The organism is Candidatus Dojkabacteria bacterium (genome assembly GCA_030583845.1).
GTDB lineage: Bacteria > Patescibacteriota > Dojkabacteria > SC72 > JAHDCA01.
This window is the reverse complement of the sequence record CP129478.1, coordinates 170,226-194,633: the sequence shown is the minus strand read 5'-3', so window position 1 is coordinate 194,633 and position 24,408 is coordinate 170,226. Positions and strand designations below refer to the sequence as shown.

Below are 24,408 nucleotides of genomic sequence, written 5' to 3'. Positions count from 1 at the left end.
AAACACTCTTGTGAATTCATTTAGGTATGCCACAGGTTGGATGGAGTTGCACGACGCCACTGGGGAGTCGATTTTTCAATATTATGATACATACAACTCAACTCTATTCGTGCTTCTAGGCTTGACACCTGTACTATTCATATTCGCTACATCATATCGAAAGGTTCGTGAAGATCGGAAGATCTTGGCTCTTATTGCTGTGTACACGATCACAGTGCTAATGATTAGCAAATATGGAGTAATGCTGATGGGTAATTTCTACTATCTTGAAAATGCGCTTCGATGGGCATCGAGCAAGCTGTGGCCAGCGATACTAGTCACTTATTTGGTTCTCTTTATCGTGTTGATGCGAGCGCTCGATTTCAAAAAATTCAAGACTGTAAGTATCGGGATGATATTGCTGCTCCTGCTCTACTCTCTGCCGTGGCTTCAAGGGAAAGTTCTCTCTAATTATGTAAATGTTGAGATGCCTGATGAGTACTACACAACCTTCTCAGCTTTCGACCAACAGGATAAGGTGCTCTACTACCCTCCTCCACAGCAGCTTTACTTTAGGCAGTATGATTGGGGCTACTTTGGCTCTGATTTCCTAAACTTCATGACCAAGGCGGAAGTGATAGATATCGCCACTGTTTCAGATGTGAACGATTTCTATTTTGAGATGACTGCGTTGCTGCAGACATGTAGCGCTGATGAGCTGAAGGCTAACGGCATCACGCATGTGGTAGTAGATGGCTCGGTGACTGATCATGGTGAGCTCACGCTGCCAGATTGCGCTGGCTGGGAGGTAGTTGAGGAGAATGAATATTTTGTGGTGTACGAGCTATAGTCCTCATGCATTAATCGGCAAGAAGCTGACGGTACTCATCCCCAATTTTCTCCCATGATCTTGACTGCTTTAGCCGCCTCGACAGCTCTGTCAATTTTTCCAAAAGCTGAGAATCGTTTTTTATCCTCTCGACCTTGTCGAACAGATCATCTTTATCTAATGAAAAGATGAAGTCGCTTTTATTTATCCCTAAGTCGTGCAAGGCACTCTCAAAGTCAGCAGTTCGTGTATATGGTTCAAGTACTTCGGAGAGTATAAATGGCTTCTCATATGTAAATGCTAACGAGAGCGGTCCACTCGATGACATGAGAACTCTATATGGAAGTACAACAAGATCGGATTCCATAAAATAGAAGGCAATATCCCTCTCTTCTACAAACCCGGTATGGAATATCTGGCTTCGATTCTTCCCTGCTTCGTTGAGGAACTCTTTATAGTACTTCTGGTATGTTGGAGTCTCTCTCTGTGTCGGGCTTTCGCCACCTGCTATCAGCAGTTGGTATTGATCTGCGTTGTGGTTTGTGTTGGCAAATTTGTTGAAGTTTTGTGCGAGCCAATCAGTGCCCTTGTACCATGCAATGAAACCGAAAGTCATAAGGTTGAATTTGTCTAGGTCAAATCCACCGGTGAGGCTTGTTGGCCATTGTGGGTTGAGATTGTCTAGCTCTTTCTGTTCTACACCGTGAGGTATGACGTAGATTTTCTCCCCGGAAGTTAGCTCTGAAAGTCTCTCTTTATGCACTAGATCAAAAACGACTATCTTATCTGAGAGCAAGCAGTTCAACTTGAGGTACAGCTTTGTTAGCAGGCTCCTGACTGATGTGGCAGGACCTGTGGAGATACCCAGGTGAGATGAAAGACTTTTAACGTCTGTTACTACTTGGTGCTGCACGAGGATTACCTTGTATCCAAATACTCTGGCGGCAATAAGTATGGTCGGAAAAAACCCTGATACTATTTCGCCACCAAAAATCCCAAACTCAAACTGGATCATCAGCTTCTTGTGACCATCCCTTAGCTTCGCAAGCTCTCTTATCAACCGTGGGTAAGTCGAATAGCTCCCTCTCTTCCATACTCTCTTTATTGTATGGAGACCTTCCTTATATAATTCTTCGGTATCACCTATTTGATCAGCAAGTATTGTGAATTCAAATCCCTCAATTGAGTTCACGGTGTTTTTGGCAAATGACGCGAGTCCGCCTACGCCTTTGCTATGCAGAGCTCCTTGGGCTGGGTAGCTAGTTATAAGCACTACTTTGTTACTCATTGGTTGCGGCTTTCTCAAGTAATGCTAGGTACTGCTTGGAGATTTTCTTCCAGTCAAATCTGCTCAAATCAAACAGGGCTTCACTTGGGTGGAAATTCTTTATGCTTGTAGCAATATCAGGCTCGGACAAGGAAATCTTGTTCGGATAGCCTGCAAGAACCTCTGCTAGACCTCCTGCCTCACTAGTGATAATTGGCTTATTAAAGATAGCACCCTCAAGTGCGATAAGACCAAATGGCTCCCAGATCGATGGAACCACAAAGAAGTCGCATTGATTTATGTATTGCAGCTTAGTATTGAGATCGTGCTGGCCAACAAACTCTACCTGACCCTCAAGATTAAGGGCTTTGACCAGCGCCTGAAGTTCGCTCAAGTAGCCATCATCTTCACCAGCGACGATATACTTTATATCGATCCCTTGCGACATTAATATAGGTATCAATCTAATAATATTTTGAAATCCTTTCATCTCAGCTAGTCGGCCAAGTGAGTAAAACAGTAAGGTCTCTGCTCCTACATTGTGGATCTCATGTACGTTGATCGTATTGCCTGGGTAAGCATGCTTTTCCAGATCAATGCCGTTATATATTGTCGTGGACTTTTGCACTGCAATATTCCTTGGATCATTTTTAACAAAGTCAGAAATGGCTGTAACCCAACTAGCATTTCTTAAACTTCGCTCCTGATATACCTTCTCGAAGACCCGCCAAGCTAGTCTCAAGACCATATTCGCTTTCTCCTGCGTCTCGGGATAGCCATGGAGCGTATACACATATGGAATGTGGAGTTTCATGCAAATACTCGCCAATTGATTAACAAAAGGCCAGCCATACCCGTGGATATGGGCAACATTAGGCTTAAGATCTTTAATAATTTTCTTCAGCTCACGAGCTTTACTTGGCACCATGGGCATTGCAGTCCTCAAGTTTGGCATGCTCTTCGGATATGGAATCTCGGGAATTTCGTAAAATGTGATCCCTTGATCTTCGTAAACCTTCAATGGCTCACGCAATGAATTCGACTTGTACTGGCCAAATATGACTGTTACTTTGTGACCTGATTTACTGTATTGTTTTGCAAGCTGTTCGTACACCTCTCCCCCACCACCAATATGGTGCGGCGGGTACTCGGGAACAATTAGAAGAATGTGCATCTAGTGTGTCCGTATAAAATATGTCAAATTTTAGTATAATTTCAAAGATAAATTAAGGCTTTGTCGAATATCAAGGATCGAGTTGTAAAGATAATTAAAAATCCAACACTTCAAGCATTTCTGATTTTCTTCGGTATCAGCCTCGGGATTCACTTGATCGCTTTGCAAGGGAGATTTGATGGGATAATAAATGGTGGGGATATCGACTATCCGATTGATCCGCTGTTAGAACTGAAAAGAGGACTTTCAGTCTGGTCGAATGAAGCACTAGGTGTCCCCGAGTACTTTCCATTGAGCAAAATCTTTCTTACCCTCCCGCAATTTTTAATTCTGCAAGTTGTTAGGTCGGATTACTGGACCAATTACATCTATTTTACTCTCCTTCTCGCTTTAAGTGGCTTCTTTATGTACTTGCTACTGAAAAAGCTTGGATTTAAGAGACATGCACTGTGGATTGGTGCACTCTATTTCATGCTGAATACATTTGTATTCTTAAGATTTCAATTCCCGCAGCCTCACTTACGTTATGCCTATATGGCATTGCCGTTGCTTGTTTACATAGCTGTGCGAGTTAGCGATAAATCGATGAAGCTGTATACAGGCATAGGCATATTTGCTCTGATCATGATGGCAATTTCACGGACTGCGAATATGTACCTGCTCTACTGGCTGCTCGTACCATTGATCGTGTATCTATTAGCCTATGTAAGACTTGTGAAGATCAAGGTTAAATTCACAAGCTTGCTGCTTTTCTATGGGCTCTCCTTGGCATTAAATGCAGTGGTCCTATTCTCATATTTGGGAATGCAGCTGAGCTATGCTGACATTTCCCAAAACAGTGTTCTTGAGTTCTACCGAGAAGATGCGATCAGATTCGCTGCTGATTACAAAATACACGAGGTAATTGGTGGCTTCGGGTCATATGCATGGACACACAATCTGTCGAAGATCTTTCCAGGGGACCACAATTTTACAGTACTTGCATATGTCTCACGCACAGTGCTTTGGGTGCTGGCAATTATTCCGGTTGTCTATGCTCTGATTACGAATTTTCGAGGTAGAAGAATTGCTTTGGTCGTTGTGGCAATCATATTTGCAATTCTGGCTACAAGCTACGGCCAGCCATTTGGGGAGATATATGCTGATACATTGGGTAAGCTGCCAATCTACTCGGATTTTTTTAGAGACTCGTGGACCTACTGGTCTATGCCACTCTTCTTCATTCTTTCAATCATGCTTGCTTTCTCATTTAAGGATAAGCTGAGCCTCTCCCACTTGAAGAAGATGGATAAGAACTTTGCAAGTAGCTTTATCAAGTATCAGGTAATTCTAGTAATGATTGTCGGATTTGTGGTGATGTACATATCTCCAGGTTACGCCATAAACCCTGCTTGGGTTAATGCGATACCATATGGATATCGAGAGACGGCGCAGTACCTAAATGAAAATGCGAAAGGTGAAAGAGTCTTACCGTTGCCGCTGAGCAAGCATATATATGGCTATACATATTATGAGTGGGGTTATGCAGGTCCAGATATTATGAGGCGCATGGCTGATGTGGGCTATACAGATAAGTACTTCAATCAGATCGCGACAAACAAAACTGTCTCAATGCTTGAGGGAATAATCGAGCCACAACCAGAAACGCTAAATGAGTTCTTGTACAGAACGCAAACGAATTGGATTCTCCTACGCAAAGACTTTGTTGACCTCCCACACGAATACTCGAACGAGAGAGCATTGCAGTTCGAAGAGATATTAAACAATTTTGAGTGTTGGCAGAAAGTTAGTGAGTACGAAAAGCTCAGCCTTTATGAGAATAAATGTGGAGACCATGCAAAATCAGATATCCAGGTAAGCAAGAACTATGTATATGGTGATAGCAAGTGCTACCAAGGAATCCCTCTTGATCAGTATTACGAAGACTCATCAGTGTGTGGGTCTAATCCAAAGAACGACAATTTCGAAATTGAGCGAGATCTACTAAGGATAAATAATGAGAATGAGACAACCAGGCTCGATCTAGAAGATGGTGAGTATGATCTGTTAGAAAATTACGACTTTAAGAACGGTCTCTGGAATGAAGGTGATCTGTACACATGTGATCCAGATGATTCAGAAGCTCTAAGAATAGAGACGAGTGAGAGGAGAGCTGGAGGCGTAACGATCGAATCGGATGGACAGAAGGTGTGCATATTTGAACCGATTATTAACGAAAATATCGGTTCAGGGGCAATGCTGAAGATAAAGTACAAGAGTAATAACAGTGACCCAATGAGGTATTGTATCTTCGGGCTAACAGATGATTACTGTTACATCTTGGGGAATATGGACGAAAAAGATCGTGAGGGCATTATCGTGAAGGGAGAGAATGAGGGTGACTTTAATGTGGACTATCTCTATATCGACAATTTAGCAAGTTACAGTGAGAAAGAGGATATGTACCTCTATATGTACTTTAATGATAGCCGTACTAGAGACTTTAATATTGAGATCGATGAGTTGAGGTTTATAAGTACTCCGGCGCAGTTTGCAGATCAGTTTGAGCCTAGCGATGTATATGACGAGGATTCGATTGGAAGTGTGAAAGTAAGTGAGCGTTTAGGGGGAAGCTTGAAGGTTTGGAACAGCGATGCGAATGGAGATGTTCTTGTATCTTTTAATCAGAGGTATGACGATCAGTGGCTATTGTTAGGCTGGAACAAAGAATTCATGCCTAAGGTAGTAGTCGCCGACCATGTCGAAAGCTACCAGTATGCTAATGGATGGCTCGTAAAAAGTGTGGAAAAGTATGATCGTTTAGGAATTGTGTATATCCCACAGTTGGTATATGCGGCTGGGATATTGATCACTGCATGGATATATCTAATGTATGTCGGTATAAGTGTCTGGGGGAAATTAGGTAGTAAGAAGGTCAAGCTGACCTAGTGTAGGTTCAGTAATAAAGTGATCAACATAGCCTCTCAAAACCCACAAAGGGTCCAACCGTAAACGGTTGTAAGAGAGGCTATGCTGTCGCGCGGTTCTGTTCCGCGGTTAGATCACACGAGTGGCTATTGTGCGGCCGGCAGGGGGCAAGGCTTGAGGCCAGGCTGGTAGTTGCTCGGAGTAATTTCCGGGCGAGTCCCAACAAGGTACCCCTTACCAATTGCCGCTGCTGCGATGTCTTCAATCTTGATCCAGCAAGCACCAGGGTTCCAACTTCCGTCTGGCTTAGTTGATAGCGTCTGCACGCGCGGGTCTGGATTGTGCACCATGTCTACTACGGCCGTTGCTCCTAAAAGCGCTGTTAACTGCTCCTGGGCTTCCAGATGCGTTGCTACGCTAACGACAGTGCAACGTTCCTTGTGAGGATCGAAATAATCGACCTCCACAACATCGGGAGTCAGAGCAGTTGTCGAGTCTACACCTACAGACACCAAGATGCAGACATCGTTGTCGGTGCTGTCGGTGCTGTCGGTGCTGTCGGTGCTGTCGGTGCCGTCGGTGCCGTCGGTGCCGTCGGTGCTGCTTGCTGTGCAGGCGTTACCACTGGTGCCGCTGGTGGTGCTACTGGCGCAGGTGTTGGTGTCACTGGTCTCACTGGTAACTTCCCAGGTGATAACCACTGGCTCAACGTCAACCGTCGCTGTACCACGCCCGCTGCACGCAGCCAAGAAAGAAGTAAGAGAAACAATAATCATGAGGATCAGTTTTTGGGTCATTTTGGTCTCCTTTTTGGGTTTTATTTGGCCGAATTGGCCTTGATCCTTAGAAAGCACATTTCTAAATATGCCCTTTAAGGATCAGGCCTAGCCAATTAACAAAATGGAGATTTCCCTTTTTGCCATTCGAGTGATCTAGTCTTTGGAAATATCGGTTGAGAGGTTGACCTAGCCAGTACATTAAGTACAGGTAGATCTATAACTCTACAATACCTCTACTCCTCTGACATTTTTAAAGAACTCCACTATCGTCATATGACTTTAGTAGAATGTCTGCCTCCTTAATAAAAAGAGACATATGCAAATACCCACCGGTATAAACCTATGTCGCTTCTTTCAGGCTTGGGAAATTGGTTAGTAATGAGCAGAGTTAACTATTTCTACCCTAGTATTGTACCATAAACATGCCCGTAAGTCAATGTTATAGGCCTTGGTAGGGTGGTGGGTGTAGACACACACTAAAGCTTTGTCTTCAATCCCCTAACATCCCTCACAAACTCTACATCCATGACACTCTCCAAAACATTACACACTTCAGCTGCAGCATACCCAATCTGGCAATCATCTGCTCTGAATAAGTATTGTCCCTCGGCAAGGTTCTGATAGTATCCCTCCTCAAGGATTACGAAAGAGAAGCGGTATCTTCTGTAGACATGGTCAATGATAGCACTCTCATGGACAAGTGGTCGCATGTTTGTAGTTGCCAGTTCTGATGGGGGTAAAGTCGTCCAAGGTAGTCCAAAGATCAAGCTGTACTCATAAAGCATATTGAGGTAGTGTGTTGTAACAAAACGAATCTGCATTTCCTTACTGAGACTTATTGATTCGGCGGTATGTATCTGATCCCATAATCTTCTAAGCCCACGTCCGACAATGGTTGGTAACATTACCTCGTTCGCTGCAGGTTTTAGCCAACCTGTCGCTTGCATTGAAGGGTAGAGTGTGCTCTTTGCCCAACGTTCAGCGCTTTCTGCATCTCTATCAATCAGGTCACGAGTGTCCTCTCTCAGCAGCTCTGATAGGGAGAATCTTGGAGGGCACTTTTTTTCTGATCGACTATCCATTGTGGTTCTAGTTTTCCTGAATAAGTGATTTAAAAGTCTCACTGTCAACCCCCAACCTCTCCAGCTCATCATCCACCATGTCAATAAACTCCTCCCTTGTGCTAGCAATAAACAAAACCAACATCTTCGCCATATACCTGTTCACAATCACATACGTCTTATCATTCTCCACACTCTCTTGGATATACTTAATTGCTTGCTTATCAAACTCCACCCTATCCTTCCCCCACAGATCTGATACTTTAGTGAGCCTTTCGGCGTCAAAATGATGATCTAAAGAAACAAGCAAGAGTTCGTTTAGCCCTTTTAGGAAGGTATCCCTAGTTGGCTCAATATCTTCGGTGTAAAACTCTGGCCTGCTCAGCATGAAGTGGCATGCCTTCGAGAGCTTCTTATACGTTTCGAATTGGGATGAGTTTTTCATGTCGTAGCCTTGCGTTTAATTATTGCAATGCTTATATGGGCAGTATGATTCTACTTAAGCTGCAGGTGCAGGCAGTGGGACTGGATTTTGTTGGGTTGCCTGATCAGCGTTTAATGGACGCGGCCTGAATATGTTAGCCAACCAGATTGCATACCACTTTCGCATAGTATCCCTATACTCATCATGCTGTTGGTTTGTAAAATCGCCAGTATACCACCTCTCAGCATATTTAACTGTGAGCAAAGATGAGATTCCGGCGCCAATGCTAAGCATCCTTGCAACAATTGGCCTGTACAGCTTCTGGAAGAATGTTTCGTTTTCTGTCCTGAGTGAGGCACGGATATATTCGTAGGTAGCTGTCACTTCTGCTCTTGTTGCAAGCCCTTCTCCGGCGATCGCGAACGCATCAGGAATCTGAGCACGTGCAGCATCAACCTCAGTAGCGGTTATTCTTTCAGCTTCTGCTTGAACGCCTTCATCTGCGAAAACCTCATATGCAGTTTTCCTGATCCTCCCTCCTATGCGAGTGTCACCTGTTTCTGATGCATCAACTGTTTGCAGTGCTGCAGTAACAATTCTAGCCAAAAGGCCGCCTAATATTGTTGGTCTCTGTTCATTTTGCGCGTTACTCATGATCGCCTTTGATTATATTTTAGATAGAAAGAAACTTATCGACCAATCTCTGACCCTCACCATTTACCCTATATTTCCAGAAACTATTAAGCAGCTCAATCGGCACAGTCTTGAAAGCCTTTCTCGCATTCAAAGTACTATCCCTCTTGTACTCCCATACCGTTGGGATATCTATTACCTTCAAACCTAGCATTTTCGCCATCAAAAGCACATTAAGGTCAAAAGTCCATCCCGCTACATCGTTGTTGGCCATAAGGTATTTACCCGCCTCTTTGCGGAAGGCCTTAAGACCACACTGTGTGTCGTTATACTTCAAGCCGAACATAAAATGATATGCAAATCTGAATCCAACGCTGAAAATCTTACGGCTAATTGGAGTCTTACCAATGATTGTAGCCTCTTTTGAATATCTGTCTGCAATGGCGATTTGGGCGTTCTCGTCAGCCTCCAGCTGTTCAAAGAGTCTGAAAAGCTCATATGGAGAAGATGATCCATCTGCGTCGATATATGCGATAAAATCACCCTGAGCTTTATCGAAGCCATACTTGATAGCTCCACCTTTCCCGATTGGATCGGGGATATTGAAGGCGCGAATAAATCCAAAGTGGTTTTGGAAAACCTTGACGATCTGGTAGGTTTCGTCAGTAGTGTTATTAACTACAACGATAACCTCTACCTCGTCTGGATAAAGGCCACTTTCTTTCTTGATGAAGCGACACAATGATGCCAATGTCGCAGGTAGCCTCTTCTCTTCGTTTTTAGCTGGAATGACTATTGAAAACTTCATTATTCTTTAACGAATAAATTAGCTAATTCAGTTAATCTTTTAGTAATAATTTGAAAGGACTTTGAATTGCTAGTCGTCTGGCTGGCGCTTATCTGGCGTTGATCATAGCCTTCACCTTTGAGGCGTAGACTACAATTCCAAGCCCAGCAACATACAGTACAAGACCTGATGCGATCATTAGATCTGTAAGTCCACCCAATGCAGTATCTGTAGGCGGATGGCCGTTATAAGGACTATATGGGCTATATCCGGTGCCAGCTGCAAAAGCAGGAGCCGCGCTAAACATAACCATGATGGCCAATACTGCTACAAATATGATTGTCTTTTTTGTACTTTTCATAATTTGGGCTGTTAAATTGAATATAAGATTATACTATATCCTGACTGAGTGTGCAACGCTATAGGCTATGCCCCGGTCAAAGCAATATACGCACCTAAACAGCTAGAGTAACAGCCTTTCCCTATCTACCTGACAGAAACTGTACCTCATACGCCCCAAGATCCGGTGCCCCATCCCTCTTATTACCATCACGATCAAGCGTGACCGAAGTCACCAACCCCATACCAACCGCAGGCGAATCCTTCGCAATCCTCAACTCAGAGTCAACATAAAGAGGATCACCCTTAAAAATATTTGTATCTGTACCGCCACCAGGTGCACCCTGTCGGAAAAATTTCACATTATGAACCAGCGTGTTAGAGCTATTTATGGTGCCGGTATTCTGGGTGATAAATGAATAGGTATTGCTCACGATCGTGTTCTTGACCGATGTCGCACCATGGTTGATATGTAGGCCGTGCGTCAGCGAATCAAAAGTGTTGTGCCATACATTGAATTGGCCACCACTAGAAATACTGATGCCGACTGGGCGATTCATGAAAACATTGTTAAAAATATTGAAGTTCCCATACCTTGGCGCCAATACTGCATTATTGAAAATGTTTGAATCGATTGTGTGGGTTGCCATTGACTGGCCAACTGAGACTGCGCCATTGTTGAAGCTATTATTTACGAGGGTAAATTTCTGACCCTGAAGCATAAGTATCCTGTTAGCAGTATCAAATGTGCACCCCTCAAACCTATATTGAGAAAGGAGACTCCCCCCTTTGATCATGTCTTTTGTCGGATCACCGCTCAAGACATATGACTTGCTACCGCAGATAAAACTGATATTTCGTCCTGGATACACATTCGCGATAGTTGTCTCTGTGCTCTCTGCTGGCAAAGATGAAAGTATGCGGATCTTGTTTATGCCTGAGTTAGCGTGGATGTGATTAACAGCAGCTTGTAGTGTGGTGAAATCGCACTCGCGATCAGAGCCCTCGTCGGTGATGCAGACTGTAACTGTGTCTGAGTTGGCATAGGCATTGTTGCCCATCATCAACGAAGTGATAACGGCGAGCAGGGATAATGCGAGGATAACTGACATTCGGGCGAGTCGAAGCGTTTTGTACTGCTTCATGTGTGCGAGTTGGTTTATTTTATGCGACCCCTAAGTTGGTATATTATAGCATATGTTATGGGGTTTCGCGTTTATGAACTTCGTATAGAACAGGTCAGCCCGGGTGCGGGCTGACCTGTTTAGGGCTGAGCAGTATCCTTCCGTCCATCAACAATGAGGCTAGCAATTCAAAAGACAAAGTCATGGTAACCCTCTCGAGGGGGGGATTATCACTTAGAAACGCCCGACTGCTGTCATTGGGAATATGTGCGATGACTTCGAGATTCAAGCCTGGCTTACTTACCCACGTTGTCTTCCCTAGCTCTGTGTATTCATGATAGTCACCATGAAATGTATCACCAATAAGTAGCTGAAGCTCAGGTATTTCGACAATGCCACCAGATGCAATACGATATGTGAGTGGTGTATCCATTAAACCCCTCTTCGACATCGTCGCATAACTCAACCCGGCAAGAGTTTCAACACCAAACGCCCCCCTCTCGCTTCTTGCGAATTTGTAGAAGGCATTAGCTGCTTCGTATGAACTACCAGTGGTTCGAAACCCTGTGAATTCAGGCACATGATCAAGGAACTCATCGTCAAAAGGCGAGAGATCAATGCTACCCCAGTATCTAATATCAAGTACGGTTGGGTATCTGCCGACATATTGCTTCAGAAGATCACGAATCGCAAGGAAATTTACTGGCCCCGCTATCGGGCCAGCCTCGTCATTATCTGGGGTATTCAATAAAACTTCCGCAATATCTTTAAAAAGCTGATTTCTCTCCGCAGTGTATTCTTTGGTGAGAGGAGGAACCTTAAATAGCCCTTCATCCTTCGGACGTATTGCAGGTGGCTGGAAATCTATAAACTCAAGAACCTTCAACATACCCACGGTGAAGAATAATCCCAATGCTTGCCCATCGTCATATTCAACCACCTCACTCTCTGGGTAGAAGCCTCCAAGCTCTGCTACGCAACGGTATAGCGACTCATTTAATGTCTCATACAGTCCTAATCGATAAAAAGCCGGCGCCCAAAGCTGTTCAAGCATACTGGGATTACTTATACCCAAGGAGGATTTCCTTATATTATCAAACTGGTAGTCGAGCTCATATCGAGCCTGATTTGTTAGGACGAGCAAGCTAAGAAGAGCTTTCGGTATCTGCTCGATCTTTCTATCTTGGGTATATAGTAAACCCCGGCTTATTCCACCAAGCCAGCTAGCTTGGTAAGCCTGGTCATTTTTGTAGTGTCTCTTGCCAAATGCGCTATTTAACAGCCAGTTTGGTACCGTCAGTTCTCTTTCTTGTGTACCCCAACGATTAACCGCAAATTGAGCCGACTCTGAGTGATGGATAGCATTCTTTTCTACTCTTGGAGATGCAAGGTTGCCGGTCGGATTACCTAAATTTCGACCGTTCCAATAAGCGTTGCTCCATTTTTCTGATTTTGAGAGTATCTCGTTAAATAGCTGTATAGTTGGCTGACTCTCTGATGTAGCGCCAATGCCTTCTGTTGTGGCGCCAATGTCTTCTGCTGCGAATATGCTCCATGCGCCATCATTCAAATTTGCATCTGCTGCAAATCTACGCAAAGTAACAACGAACGTTTGCTGCACTGTGCTGAGATTTCCTGGTTGCTTAGAATCTTCTCTTTCGTGTTGAATCAAAATTCTGACAGTCAATATTATTCCGACAGTGATTATACAGGATTTGACCTATAGTGTCTCAGTTGGGTTGCTTATTGACTTGCCCTCCTAAACACCATCTCTCTCGGACTCACAACACTATCTCCAACACCCCCTCTCGCATACTCGTGAACATACGAGACGCTTCTCTGATAATTATGCGCTGCCTCCATGGCCTCCAGCTGAGGCATTGTAAAGTAGCCATCAAGAACCATCTGAGTTTCATTCGCTGTTGTACGCCGATGACCATCTTGATTTAGCCTCAAAAATGGCGTAACTATACTGCCTCCCTCAATAGCCGATGACATTGCCATTCTTTGTCCCCTTCGTGACCTGCTCTCTTTTTCTCCGAGGCGGATCGAAGCAATATGCTCCCAGAGCATATGCTTCAACGAACTATCCCACACAGGTGCGATATTACACTCGTATCCGTGCCCCCATCGCATATTTCTATTATTATAAGTAATATTCAGTAGCAGCCTATCATCATCCGAAAGGAAATATTCAAGGAAAATATCTCGACCTGCTAGCTGGATATCCACAAAATAGCCTGCAAACTGTATTCCCTGCTCTGGGTCGCCATTTCTGTAGCGGATCTCTCTCCGAAATTCGAGGTATTCCAGTCTTAGCTCGTGTAAATGTGGGTTCCGATTAGCAGAGAAACGGTCGCCAATACGGGAAACAGTGTGAAAGCCATGCTTCTCCATCTCACCGTGTAGATCGCGAAGCTCTTGCTCTCGAGCTAAAAGCTCTCTAGCTGTTGCCACAGCTACTTCTGGGTGCATGCTTTTGGCTAGAAGCTCTGTAACTCTTGTGGCTATCTTGCCATGTTCAGTGGGATGCTTATTACCTATATTCTGTACTGATTCCGCTAATTCTGCCAATGCATTACTCCCGAAAGCCTGTACAAGCTGTTCTGGATCAGTAAAATTCTGTCTTGCCTTGTATAAGATTGGGTCGTCAGGTACATGGAGTCTTGAGAGTGCATTGACCAGCGAGTTGCTTTCGCGTGGATGGAATTGAGACAAAAATTTTTTCTTGGTGAGGTTGGTTTCTTCAATGCCTAGAGATCCAGGTTTGGTTATCCGGACAAGCTGCGAATATATTTGGTGGGATAAGGATAATCCTGCTAAAACAATCGATATTGTTCTTGCGGTTATACGAAGACCAATTAGCTTTGGCACCTGGTCGTATATGCCTTGGTTGCCTATGGCAGAAGCTATGGTTATGGGCTTCTTCAGTGCTTGATTGGGATCGAAACCCACAAGAGGCTTGCCGATGTTTCTCAGGTCTGATGTGAGTGCCGTATACTCTAAATTCCTAAGTTTTACGCCATTAAATGGCAATATCGCTCTACCGTCCCTTCCTGGCTCATATGTTGTATGTCTGCTTACTACTTCGGTAAATATCTCATATATTTTGGCCACACTCCGCCAATTTAATGTCTGCCATGCTCCAATTAGCGTATTGTGCAGCCCGATAGCCAGATTCATTGGCATATCGTAGTCTGCAAGTAGCTGTTCAAAATAATCTTCAAGCAACTTTGTATATAGTCGCTCAAGTGCTGTGTGGACGCGTTCAAATTGCTCTTCTCTTCTCACACTGCTTGGCGTAATGTATCGGGTCATCTTTTGAAGTAGATCGGTCTGGACTTGTGTGGGCAGCCTATCTGCCGGTATGACTACATGTGTGAGATCTGGCCTCTGTTCGACAATATCATAGATAATTGCAATATACTGTTCGAGCTGCGAGTCTTCAGGATTTGTATCGGTGCTTTCGGCAAGTGCTATATGGATTAGCTCCTGGAATAGTTGTTCTGGATCCGCGAGGTAATCTGTGAAAATGTCTCCTTGGAGCTGTGCAAATTGGGCATCATCATGTTCTCCGAGGTCTTCGCCTTTTTCGAGCTTGAATAGCAGGTCTGCGTATCTATCAAGGGTATCTTGGAAATGTATTCGGTCATAGCTGTCAGGTAGCTCTGCTTTGCTCATACTGTATTAGTATATAAGCCTGGTAGTTTATCTATTGGGGTATTATACCACCATCGATTGGCTCAATAAGATTTGTTCCAAATTTTAGGACGAACCAGTTAGTGATTTATGTTACTATGGGGTATAATCTGCGCATGGATATACATTTACATGAAGCGATCGGCCTGGCATTCCAAAAGCCTGAAAAGCCTCCTGCTGCTGATGAGGTCCATGTAGTCTGGGATCCTTACAGCACAGAAGTTGTATCACAAGTCGATCCTCGTGAAGCTTCCGCGAGCGTATTTGAAAAGTACCGCGAGGCTCAGCAAGGGCCAATTTATCATCGGGTCTCGCTAGATGGCACTTCAGCAACAGTTTACGCTTCGGCTTATCCACAGGAGATGCCCGAAGGTGTCGTATTTGTTAATAATTATGCTGATTACCGTGAGGTTGTGATCTCAGAGGCAGTGAGGCGGGCCAGACTTAGAGACATAGGTAAAGAAGTTGAGCTAAATGTAGTCCTTATCGAACTTATGGATGGATACCGTGAGATTTCGCGAGCAAGAGAATGGCTGCTGCACGGGGATATTTCAGGTGTAGATGTTTTTAAATCAATATGTAAGCTTGTTTCAGATCGAGGATCCTCACTAAATGCCCTACTTAATGTTGTGGATCCTGAGTATTCTCGCAGCAATGAGGGTAATGAGGTGTTGCAGCTTCTATTTGACGTACCAAACCTGATCGAAAGCTACAATTTAGCAGTTGCCGTTGGTGATCAAACCTCGCCAGACCTGTATGAAGCGGTGCTTAAATTAACCCAGTTTGTAACAAGCCATACTTCAAGAATAATGGAGTCACTTGGGATTCCATACTTTGCAGTACTAGCTCTAGATGGCGCTGCTCGAAAAGATTTTAGCGAGATTCCATTGAGAGATTTATATAAGCAGATTGCTGAATGTAAGAAAATACATCAGCCGACTATCGAGCAGGCAGAATCGTTGTTTGTGCCTATTGCAAAGAGTATATTTAGGGGCGGTATGCGACCTCTTGCCGACCTTTACGTTAACTCTGTTCTTTGTGAGGTGAAGCTGCATGATCTGTTTAGTGATAGAGTGAGAAATTACAATAAAATGAATGGTGTGAAGGAGGGTCAAGTAGTTGATACAAAGTTTATGCAGTTTGAGTTTAGCAGTGATGAAGTTGATTTAATTCTACAAAGTAGCGGAATCGACCTGCGCGAGCTTCTGGATCGCGGAGTGTTTCTTGATGTAAGCCGTAGTAAGCGAGATGAGTGGGAGCGGCTTAAGGCTGAATTGGGTGAGAATCTGGCAGGTGCAGTTAAGATTTTCCAAGAGAGATCCTGGGTGATGGTAGATAGGATGGGTCTAGGGATTGCCGGCAGTGGTAATTACTATAGAAGTGAAATTTTGATCGCTTTTGACAATGTTAATATGTCCGTTAGTCGGCTTTTGGAATGTGCAGATGAAAATGGCAGACTGACGAAGGTATCGTACAGAAATATTGAGTTATTGATATTAAATTTGCGCAAACTGAGGAAGGCAATCCTTATGTAGAGCTGTTTCTTCTTTGTTGCTCAGACCCGATCGGGTCTGAGCAACAAAGGTCGAAGCTCGAAAGGGCTGATTTACACAGGTTCGACCTAATTCCTCTCCGCCAACCACTCCTCAAGCGTTTTCCCACTCGCCCTCCACTCCGCCGCATTTGCCACACCGATGTACCGATAATGCCAGCTCTCATAAGCATACCGCGTAATCTCCTCTGCCCCTTGCGGATAGGCAATCACAAAGCCATACTCCCATGCATGATTCCCCAACCATGCTGCTGCGGCCGTATCATGAAAAACCGCCCCGATCTGGTCGCCTACCTCGCTGCTGCTGAAATCCACTGCCGTCCCTAGCTGATGCTGGCTATGCCCTGCCCTGGCCGAAACCTGGTCGGCGGCGTCAACACTCCCTCCGTTGTAATTTACCCAGTACTGATATGTTGATTGCTGGGTGGCATAAGAGCGGTAAGCCGATTTGATCGACATGTCGAGACCGGCAGCTTGAGCTGCATTTGCTAGGTTGCGCAGGTCATTTATCACTATTGAGCGCAGGTAAAAAGTGCTAGTAAGACGAATATTTAAATTTGGCTGCTGAGCTAGATTCACTAGATCGGATGGCGCGTAGGTTGAAGGAAGCTGATACTGCTTGTTAACTAGCACGAGTAGATCGTCTCCAGAGCGAGTGGTCGCCAGTGTAGGAGTTGGGTAGCTCCACCAATTTGCTGTTGGCTCCGGTGCAGGATCTGGTGCAGTTTCCAGCCCGGGTTCCGGCGATGGTGTCGGACTTGGGAGTGGTGATGGTTCTGGCGACGGCTCTTCGGTCTGCTCCTCTTCAATCTGCTCGTCTAATTCTTCCTCCTCCGGTTTGGTGTCTTCATCAGCCTCATCTGCTGGATCTTGAGTCACTATCTCCTCTGCTGGCTTATCCCCTCTAGTAGTAAATATGTAGATGGTGGTGGCTGTGAAAGTAATGAGAACGAATAAAATTGCCGCACAAACTGCAAAATACTTGCCTCTCGACCATCCTTTAGGATTTAACCTCTCTTTTAATGAAACCTGAGTCTTCTGATCCATCGGCTGATTCCTGTTAATTGGTCCTATGTGCATATCGGAATATCCTAATAGGAGAATCCCAGATAAGCTTGCAGGTATAAAGGATCAGATCGCCCGAGTAATCCTCTATTTGAGTTGTCTCTCCAGCGGCATAGATTTCATATTCGTACCTCCTCTGGTTCCAGATAATTTCAATCTTATCTCCTACCTGGGTATCGGGCAGGCTGTAGAACGACATGGTCTTACGCTGCTCAGCATTCCAACCAACTGCCCCCCACCTGTGCGAAGCTATAATGACAGGAAAAAATGGCGTCTCCTGATAGTTTGGCAATCCGAAATTGTAAACTCTCCACGGCCCTTCATTTAGTGCCGCTGTGCTATCGTCGCTTTCCTGTATCTCAGCGTCAACGCCAATCTTGCTTATTATTATTCGGTTCTCTTTTGGCAATGTCGGGTCGTATGGAGGCAGAGGTCTAATCGCTGGTGGGTCTCTAGTCTCATCGACATGCTTCTCACGAATTTCTTCGAGCCGGTTTTTATCCTCTTCAAGCTGGCCAGTGAGCGCGCTCACTTCATTATCGGTGGCTTGCGGGAAGAGTCTGTAAGCGACCGCTGGAACGACCGGTGTGAGTATTAGCACAGCGGCCACGATCCAGAGGGCTACCCCTAATCCGATGTAGATATTTAAGATGTTGTTTAGTTTTCTTTTCTTGCTTGATTTCATAGCTGGTTAATTATATCAAACGTCGGGGTCAGACCGTAGTCACTCAGACCTTTATTGCTCAGACCCGATCGGGTCTGAGCAATAAAGGGATCTGGCTTTATACCAGTGTTTTTGATACGATACAGATACAGAGATTAAATTTGGTATGGCATATCTATGGGCAAGGTAAAAGGCACAGATGTTGGGATCGTTTTAGGGGTTGTTGTATTCTTTATCCTGCTGGGGACTTTTGTGTACCCGATACTTGAAGGTTGGACATATATCCAGTCGTTTTATTTCTCCGTAACTACACTTGCGACCGTTGGGTATGGAGATCTCCATCCAACTACTGAGGTTTCAAGGATTTTTACCACTTTCTATATACTGATCGGCGTGACAATGGCGGTATCATCATTCAGCTTCTTAGGGTCGAGAAGGCTGGATAGGCGGGTGGAGAAAAAAGTCAGGAAAAAGCAGGTTTGAGTGCAATTGCTCAGACCCGTTCGGGTCTGAGCAAGCTAATAATCTAAACCCCGAGTCGCCTCGTTTTCAATTCTGGCCTGGACTTGTGCAAGTAGTCGTGAAGGCCGTTTTATCGATCGAAGATGAGTTGCGAAATTTTCAGATTGAACAAATTTCAAATAATGACTTCGGCTCTTAAAGTATTCAAGCACGTAATCTGTACGCAGATGTTCATTTGGGCTATTTGCGGAAAGATAATTCTCAAGTGAAGAGCATTTATAATTAATGTAGCTCTTGGATGATTTATCAGTACTGAAGGTAAGCTTCTTTAGTGGGTTTCGGTGAATGTATCGGCTCATGTAAATCAGGTCTACTCCCTCTTCGACAACTCTATGTCTGTATCGTCCCTGGCATAGATGTCCGACAGTGTTATATTTTTTATTGAAATAAATCGCGGAGGCAGAGCCAAATCCTCGCATGAGCTTCACAAACTTATCAACTTCGTTAATCCTAACAAGAAAATGGTAGTGGTTTGGCATGAAACAAAAGGCGAGAAGTTCTTGCTCAAACTTCATGAAAAAATACCACATCAACTCGAGGTATCTTTTGTAATCCTCTTGGCTTGGAGCGATTAGCTGTTTTCTATTACCTCGATTATATATGTGGTAATAGGCTCCTTTTTGTAGCTGACGGTTGTCTCGATGTTTGCCTATGTCCTATTTATACAGGATGATCATTAAAAATTTCTGAAATTTTCCAGTTGCTCAGACCCGCACGGGTCTGAGCAACTCGGGTCTGCCCTAAAACTCCGTCCTCACCCTCTCCCCTCTCTTTACCCTTGGATCGCTGACTGCCGCACTTCTCCAAGCAAGACTGTAGAGATTCTTCACACAGTAGGCAATCTCTTTATCCTCTACTACAAGCGCATACGGTGCCTCCTTGTTAAAAGATACGAAAATCACTTTGTTGCCGTAGACCATAAAATCCGTTTCTGTAGGCCTATCCCCTACATCCACCAGTAGCTGTAGATTTTTCTCTGAGCCCCATTTAGCTGCGTACTCCTCATCTCCGGCTGTCAAAATCTCCTTCGACTTAATCTTTGAGGCAAAGAATCGCTTAAAATAGCTATCGAAGAATCCACCGTCTACCACACCCTTGTAATCCTCTGTCAGACACTGAATCCATACCTCTTCGCCTAATTTCTCGGCTTCAAAGCTCATCTCATATGCCTGCTTGATCCCATCTGCACCTTCCAGGTAGGTCAGGCGTGGCTTATTTTCGCCTTTGCGCATAAATAATTGAATGCTGTCCATTTTTTCATTTAATTCTGAACTTAAGTTCTGAATCTCTTTCGACTTCCTTTCCAGAAGCTCACCTAGAAATTCAGGTTCAGCCGGCACATAGTTCTTTTTCCCATGTTTTAATGATTTTTTTAGAATCCCCAAGGCTACAAGCTCCTCCACAAATGGATAGGCTGTAGTCCTCGGTATACCGGCTCTTTCAGCTAGGTTGGTGATCGACGTCTCGCCCCACTCTAAGCTGGCTACATAAATTTTTGCATGCTCTTCATCGAGGCCTAAGCCTCTAAATATATTGGATATATCCATAGCTATTGTCGATTAATTAATCGCGGCATAATTATAGGCCGAAAGAAGTGTTATATTCAAGGGTTTTGTAACGCTTTGTGGCGACGTAATAGTCGTCGCAGTTGCTTGCGACGTCGTATTCCGCAGTCACATGTTACTTTTACTTGCTTCACGCGTTTAAATCTCTATGAAAATAGCAAGAATCTTAACAGCGGGAGCAGCAGTTGCTTCACTTGTTGCCTGTAATGAAAACCAAACACCAGCACAAGCTACCCAAGTGCCCACTTCGTCAATACCTGAGAATGAAGGCTACATAGTTATACCTGGAAACATTGAGGAAAGAGTACCATTTACTTGTGAAGTGGCAATATCTTTAATAAATGATGCTACCAATGAAGACGCAAACTTCGCAGCTGCAACTGCAGCTACAGATATCCGAAATCTATATGTATCGGGCGGACTTGTCGAATATGACCCCGCAGCTGTACCGCCACAAACCAATTCTGTTGTCACAAGAGCTTTGAATGATAAATTTATTATTCAATACATAAGCGATATTGAGAGGCGTGGCACTGTGCAAGGAAAAACCTTCCCTGCGATCGGGCTGAATGGCGAATTTGTAGTTATGGTTAATCTAGATTTTAACTACTCTGGGGCAGTAGCTGGCATAATTGCCGATCACGAGTCGGTTCATGTGAGACAGTTTATTAATATCTTTATGTATCTATTTGACCAGGGATACAGCGACCAAGAGATTGCAGATATTATCCGCTCAATCGATACGATGATTACACAGAGTGATATAGAAGCACCTGCTTGGTTTAGCACTTGCAGACTTGTCAGTATCTCTAAGGATCTTGACCCAGGCTTTGGCGAATTCTACGAGATGCTTTATTACAGTGATCCAAATGGAGGACTCCAGAATCTGTGTGGTAAATTTACTGAAATATACGGAACGCCTGATCAGGTACCTTTTCAGTATGGTGTAGACCCTGCTAGGGACAGCTTGTTCCGTGGGGCTACGAATGATTATCTTCTCTACAAAGGCATTAAAGTTAATGGTAGCAACAAACAAAGCGGAGTGTATGCCTATACTGGTAGAAATAGGGCTAATCATGCAAGGTATGGTCATCGACCTCCGCCGTATACGCATAATAATTGGAGAAATCATAGACCGGACCGTGGTGCTTACCGTGGGAGATAGCTGTGCAGATTTCTTATCTGAATACTTATCACCTAAAGTATAAAACCATGCTCAACATTGCCCGCCTCAAACTGCTCACAGCAAGTAAGAACTGATGGCTACAGAATCGCCATCGCCGCAACCATATCGTCACCCTTCATGCTCATCACCTTCACGCCCGAAGTCTGACGACCCAGCGTTGGGATGCTCTCAATCGAGGAGCGAATAACAACACCGCTCTCCGAGATGATCACGATCTCGCGATTCGGATGGTCCATAACGCGAGCAACAGCAACACGACCAGTCTTATTGGTCACTCTGAATGTAAAGACACCAGAGCCTCCCCTACCCTGCAACGGATAATCACTAAGCTTGGTCATCTTGCCATAGCCATACTCAGAAAGTGTAAATAGCTGGTTCTCGTCATCACGTACTGCGTTCATAGAGACGATCTCGTCTTCTCCTGATTTGAAGCGGATTCCTGTAACACCTCGTGTGGCACGTCCAGTCGGTCTCACATCCTCCTCATGGAAGCGAATTGATCGCCCCTCGCGAGTTACCAAGATGATATGCTCGTCACCTGTAGTTGCTTTGACCCATTCGAGCTCGTCGTCGCCGTCGAGGTTGATCGAGATCAATCCATTGGTGCGGATCTTGTCGAAATCGGATATCTCAGTCTTCTTCACTACACCCTTCTTGGTGGCCATGAATAGATATTTGAACTCTCTTGGGGTCACTACCTTCTTCTCGTCTTGATCCTCCTGGATCTCGTCCTCGCCCATCACGCCACCCTTGCCTTTGGTCAATACGCTGGTTACCAATTCGCCTTGGTCCAAAGCTACTAGGTTTACCAATGGTAGACCTTTGGCTGTGCGGCTAAATTCCGGTACTTCATGTACTTTCGTCTGGAATACTTTACCTTTGTTGGTAAATAACAGCAGGTCGTCGTGAGCCATACATGAGAATGCATGCTTAATATAGTCGCCCTCTTTGACTGAGGCGCCTGCGACACCCTTGCCTCCTCGCTTCTGAGTGCGGTATGTGTCTGGGCGAAGTCGCTTGATATAGCCCTCATGGCTAATTGTTACAAACGATTCTTCGTTGGCGACTAGATCCTCCTCTGAGAATTCTCCCGCTTTTCCTTTTACCACTTTGGTTCGGCGATCGTCACCATATTTCTCAACTAGCTCTTTGAGGTCGCTGTCGATTACCTTCAGTACCTCATCCTCAGATGACAATATCTTGTTGTACTCTTTAATCTTCTCTGAGAGGGTTTTAAATTCGTCCTGCAGCTTCTCGCGCTCGAGTGCAGCCAATTTCTTTAGCTGCATGTCCAGGATCGCTTGAGCTTGCACATCGGTGAATTCAAATTTCTCGATCAAGTTGGTCTTGGCCTCTTCTTGCTCCTTAGATTCACGTATCGTTGAGATAATTTCATCCAGTATGTCTAAAGCCTTCAGCAACCCTTCCAATATATGCCCTCGATATCGTGCTTGAGCCAAGTCGAATTCATATCGACGAATAGTTACAGTGAGTCTGAAGTCTAAGAACAATTCCAACATCCTCTTCAACGAGAGCGTCTGTGGCTCCTGCTCTACCAGCGAGATCATATTGGCATTGAAAGCCATCTGCATCTGGGTATATTTGTAAAGCTTGTTCAAGACTGTCTTTGGCTGTGCATCTTTCTTCAGGATGATGACGATACGCATACCCTCGGTTGTGGTCTCGTCGCGAATGTCCGAGATACCGGTTATCTTCTTCTCTTTCACCAGATCTGCGATCTTGGTGATCAACATTGCCTTATTTACCTGATATGGGATCTCTGTAATGATAATCTCCATCTTTCCCTTCTTGCCATCCTCGATCTTGGCTGCCGCTCTCATCAATACTCGACCTCGCCCAGTAGAGTAAGCGCTCAGGATCTCTTTCTGGTCATAGATGGTGCCTCCGAGTGGGAAGTCAGGCCCTGGGATGATTTCGATAAGCTGATCTGGAGTGATCTCTGATTCAAATTTAGGGTAAAGAGTTACCTGCTGATCACCGTTTGAAGGTGTCTCGTTGAGCTGCGCCTCAATCTCGGCTACCTTCTCTTCATAGTTGAGCTCATGCTCGAGTACATAGTTCTCTATATAGCTTGCCGGCTTTGAATTCAATGTCTTCGGGATGCTCTCCTGCTTCTCGCGGTTTAGTCTCAGCTCATTGTAGATTGCCTTACCCTCCCATGTGCTTCCCTGCTTGATCATCTCTCTCAATGCTGCCACTACCTCTGTCAGGTTGTGTGGAGGGATCTTAGTTGCCATACCGACAGCGATACCATCGCTACCATTGCATAGCAGGTTCGGGAAAACTGTTGGAAGTACTGTTGGTTCAAGCTTAGTACCATCATAGTTCGGGATGAATGTAACCGTGCCTTTATCGAGATCCTGCAGCATCATGCCGGTAATCTTCGACATCCTGGCCTCTGTGTAACGCATAGCAGCTGGTGGATCTCCGTCTACCGAGCCGAAGTTACCCTGTCCATCTACTAGCGGATATCTAGTACTAAAGTCTTGCGCAAGCTTCACCATCGTTGGGTATACGATCGACTCACCGTGTGGGTGGTAGTTACCTGAAGTATCACCGGCGATCTTTGCAGACTTCCTGTAATGTGCTGTCGGTGTGAGGTTAAGGTCGTTCATGGCTACGAGCACTCTTCTCTGTGATGGCTTCAAGCCATCTTTTGATTCAGGGAGCGCACGCGCAACTATGACCGACATTGAGTAGTCGAGATAGTTGTTCTTCATCTCGCGGACGATTGATTGCTGGACTACCTCACCTGGGTTGAATGTAGGTGTGAAATCGAGATCCTCATCTCCACCGCCTCCAATTGTAGGCTCTAATGGGTCGCCATCTGG

At 44.8% G+C, this 24,408-nt stretch carries 20 protein-coding genes; 5 read left to right on the top strand and 15 right to left on the bottom strand.

The features are described 5' to 3' along the window. The first annotated feature begins 10 nt into the window (after positions 1-10). Entirely contained in the window at positions 11-829 is an 819-nt protein-coding gene (locus tag QY318_00945) for a hypothetical protein (GenBank protein WKZ31325.1), read from the top strand. A gap of 10 nt (positions 830-839) precedes the next feature. Here the strand turns inward: QY318_00945 and QY318_00940 are convergent, their stop codons facing one another. Then, positions 840-2,096 carry a glycosyltransferase gene (locus tag QY318_00940; protein WKZ31324.1) on the bottom strand — a complete coding sequence of 419 codons (1,257 nt, stop codon included), beginning with the start codon at positions 2,094-2,096 and terminating at the stop codon, positions 840-842. Continuing rightward, positions 2,089-3,249 (bottom strand): glycosyltransferase family 4 protein, encoded by a 1,161-nt coding sequence (locus QY318_00935; GenBank protein WKZ31323.1) that lies wholly within the window; start codon positions 3,247-3,249, stop codon positions 2,089-2,091. The genes QY318_00940 and QY318_00935 overlap by 8 nt, the downstream gene beginning before the upstream one ends. Positions 3,250-3,309: 60 nt before the next feature. Here QY318_00935 and QY318_00930 point away from each other — a divergent pair, with 60 nt between their 5' ends. Continuing rightward, entirely contained in the window at positions 3,310-6,177 is a 2,868-nt protein-coding gene (locus QY318_00930; protein WKZ31322.1) for an alpha-(1->3)-arabinofuranosyltransferase family protein, read from the top strand. 125 nt (positions 6,178-6,302) lie between these two features. Here the strand turns inward: QY318_00930 and QY318_00925 are convergent, their stop codons facing one another. From QY318_00925 to QY318_00885, 9 genes are all read right to left on the bottom strand, one after another. Beyond that, the gene (locus QY318_00925) at positions 6,303-7,010 is read right to left on the bottom strand and encodes a hypothetical protein (protein WKZ31321.1); all 708 of its coding nucleotides are present in this window, start codon (positions 7,008-7,010) and stop codon (positions 6,303-6,305) included. Between the two features lie 401 nt (positions 7,011-7,411). Further along, entirely contained in the window at positions 7,412-8,017 is a 606-nt protein-coding gene (locus QY318_00920; GenBank protein WKZ31320.1) for a hypothetical protein, read from the bottom strand. Positions 8,018-8,024: 7 nt separating this feature from the next. After that, on the bottom strand, positions 8,025-8,441 hold the full coding sequence (locus QY318_00915; GenBank protein WKZ31319.1) for a hypothetical protein: 417 nt from the start codon (positions 8,439-8,441) through the stop codon (positions 8,025-8,027). 54 nt (positions 8,442-8,495) lie between these two features. Next, positions 8,496-9,074 carry a hypothetical protein gene (locus QY318_00910; GenBank protein ID WKZ31318.1) on the bottom strand — a complete coding sequence of 193 codons (579 nt, stop codon included), beginning with the start codon at positions 9,072-9,074 and terminating at the stop codon, positions 8,496-8,498. A gap of 19 nt (positions 9,075-9,093) precedes the next feature. Then, the gene (locus QY318_00905) at positions 9,094-9,861 is read right to left on the bottom strand and encodes a glycosyltransferase (protein ID WKZ31317.1); all 768 of its coding nucleotides are present in this window, start codon (positions 9,859-9,861) and stop codon (positions 9,094-9,096) included. An 88-nt stretch (positions 9,862-9,949) separates the two neighbouring features. Next, positions 9,950-10,201 carry a hypothetical protein gene (locus QY318_00900; protein ID WKZ31316.1) on the bottom strand — a complete coding sequence of 84 codons (252 nt, stop codon included), beginning with the start codon at positions 10,199-10,201 and terminating at the stop codon, positions 9,950-9,952. Positions 10,202-10,322: 121 nt separating this feature from the next. Beyond that, positions 10,323-11,324, bottom strand: a complete 1,002-nt coding sequence (locus QY318_00895; protein WKZ31315.1) for a hypothetical protein — start codon at positions 11,322-11,324, stop codon at positions 10,323-10,325. Between the two features lie 94 nt (positions 11,325-11,418). Then, positions 11,419-12,924: a hypothetical protein gene (locus QY318_00890; protein ID WKZ31314.1), complete on the bottom strand. Its 1,506-nt coding sequence runs from the start codon at positions 12,922-12,924 to the stop codon at positions 11,419-11,421. 122 nt (positions 12,925-13,046) lie between these two features. Beyond that, positions 13,047-14,984, bottom strand: coding sequence for a hypothetical protein (locus QY318_00885; protein WKZ31313.1), 1,938 nt, complete (start codon positions 14,982-14,984; stop codon positions 13,047-13,049). A gap of 134 nt (positions 14,985-15,118) precedes the next feature. Between QY318_00885 and QY318_00880 the strand changes: the two genes are divergently transcribed. Further along, a complete protein-coding gene (locus QY318_00880) occupies positions 15,119-16,537 on the top strand; it encodes a hypothetical protein (protein WKZ31312.1) in 1,419 nt (472 codons plus the stop codon). Between the two features lie 86 nt (positions 16,538-16,623). Here QY318_00880 and QY318_00875 read toward each other — a convergent pair whose 3' ends face one another. Both QY318_00875 and QY318_00870 read right to left on the bottom strand, forming a co-directional pair. After that, positions 16,624-17,601 carry a M15 family metallopeptidase gene (locus QY318_00875; protein WKZ31311.1) on the bottom strand — a complete coding sequence of 326 codons (978 nt, stop codon included), beginning with the start codon at positions 17,599-17,601 and terminating at the stop codon, positions 16,624-16,626. Positions 17,602-17,614: 13 nt separating this feature from the next. Beyond that, positions 17,615-18,304: a hypothetical protein gene (locus tag QY318_00870; GenBank protein ID WKZ31310.1), complete on the bottom strand. Its 690-nt coding sequence runs from the start codon at positions 18,302-18,304 to the stop codon at positions 17,615-17,617. A 156-nt stretch (positions 18,305-18,460) separates the two neighbouring features. Here QY318_00870 and QY318_00865 point away from each other — a divergent pair, with 156 nt between their 5' ends. Next, on the top strand, positions 18,461-18,766 hold the full coding sequence (locus QY318_00865) for a potassium channel family protein (protein WKZ31309.1): 306 nt from the start codon (positions 18,461-18,463) through the stop codon (positions 18,764-18,766). Between the two features lie 779 nt (positions 18,767-19,545). Here QY318_00865 and QY318_00860 read toward each other — a convergent pair. Further along, the gene (locus tag QY318_00860; GenBank protein WKZ31308.1) at positions 19,546-20,352 is read right to left on the bottom strand and encodes a helix-turn-helix domain-containing protein; all 807 of its coding nucleotides are present in this window, start codon (positions 20,350-20,352) and stop codon (positions 19,546-19,548) included. 166 nt (positions 20,353-20,518) lie between these two features. Here QY318_00860 and QY318_00855 point away from each other — a divergent pair, with 166 nt between their 5' ends. Continuing rightward, positions 20,519-21,535 carry a hypothetical protein gene (locus QY318_00855; protein ID WKZ31307.1) on the top strand — a complete coding sequence of 339 codons (1,017 nt, stop codon included), beginning with the start codon at positions 20,519-20,521 and terminating at the stop codon, positions 21,533-21,535. Positions 21,536-21,633: 98 nt separating this feature from the next. Here the strand turns inward: QY318_00855 and QY318_00850 are convergent, their stop codons facing one another. Continuing rightward, positions 21,634-24,297 carry a DNA gyrase subunit A gene (locus QY318_00850; protein ID WKZ31586.1) on the bottom strand — a complete coding sequence of 888 codons (2,664 nt, stop codon included), beginning with the start codon at positions 24,295-24,297 and terminating at the stop codon, positions 21,634-21,636. Positions 24,298-24,408 lie beyond the last annotated feature (111 nt).

Coding starts and splice junctions, on each gene's coding strand:
- QY318_00940 (WKZ31324.1), bottom strand. CDS start 2,096: ATGAGTAACAAAGTAGTGCTTATAACTAGCTACCCAGCCCAAGGAGCT.
- QY318_00935 (WKZ31323.1), bottom strand. CDS start 3,249: ATGCACATTCTTCTAATTGTTCCCGAGTACCCGCCGCACCATATTGGT.
- QY318_00920 (WKZ31320.1), bottom strand. CDS start 8,017: ATGGATAGTCGATCAGAAAAAAAGTGCCCTCCAAGATTCTCCCTATCA.
- QY318_00915 (WKZ31319.1), bottom strand. CDS start 8,441: ATGAAAAACTCATCCCAATTCGAAACGTATAAGAAGCTCTCGAAGGCA.
- QY318_00910 (WKZ31318.1), bottom strand. CDS start 9,074: ATGAGTAACGCGCAAAATGAACAGAGACCAACAATATTAGGCGGCCTT.
- QY318_00905 (WKZ31317.1), bottom strand. CDS start 9,861: ATGAAGTTTTCAATAGTCATTCCAGCTAAAAACGAAGAGAAGAGGCTA.
- QY318_00900 (WKZ31316.1), bottom strand. CDS start 10,201: ATGAAAAGTACAAAAAAGACAATCATATTTGTAGCAGTATTGGCCATC.
- QY318_00895 (WKZ31315.1), bottom strand. CDS start 11,324: ATGAAGCAGTACAAAACGCTTCGACTCGCCCGAATGTCAGTTATCCTC.
- QY318_00885 (WKZ31313.1), bottom strand. CDS start 14,984: ATGAGCAAAGCAGAGCTACCTGACAGCTATGACCGAATACATTTCCAA.
- QY318_00880 (WKZ31312.1), top strand. CDS start 15,119: ATGGATATACATTTACATGAAGCGATCGGCCTGGCATTCCAAAAGCCT.
- QY318_00875 (WKZ31311.1), bottom strand. CDS start 17,601: ATGGATCAGAAGACTCAGGTTTCATTAAAAGAGAGGTTAAATCCTAAA.
- QY318_00870 (WKZ31310.1), bottom strand. CDS start 18,304: ATGAAATCAAGCAAGAAAAGAAAACTAAACAACATCTTAAATATCTAC.
- QY318_00865 (WKZ31309.1), top strand. CDS start 18,461: ATGGGCAAGGTAAAAGGCACAGATGTTGGGATCGTTTTAGGGGTTGTT.
- QY318_00860 (WKZ31308.1), bottom strand. CDS start 20,352: ATGGATATATCCAATATATTTAGAGGCTTAGGCCTCGATGAAGAGCAT.
- QY318_00855 (WKZ31307.1), top strand. CDS start 20,519: ATGAAAATAGCAAGAATCTTAACAGCGGGAGCAGCAGTTGCTTCACTT.
- QY318_00850 (WKZ31586.1), bottom strand. CDS start 24,297: ATGAAGAACAACTATCTCGACTACTCAATGTCGGTCATAGTTGCGCGT.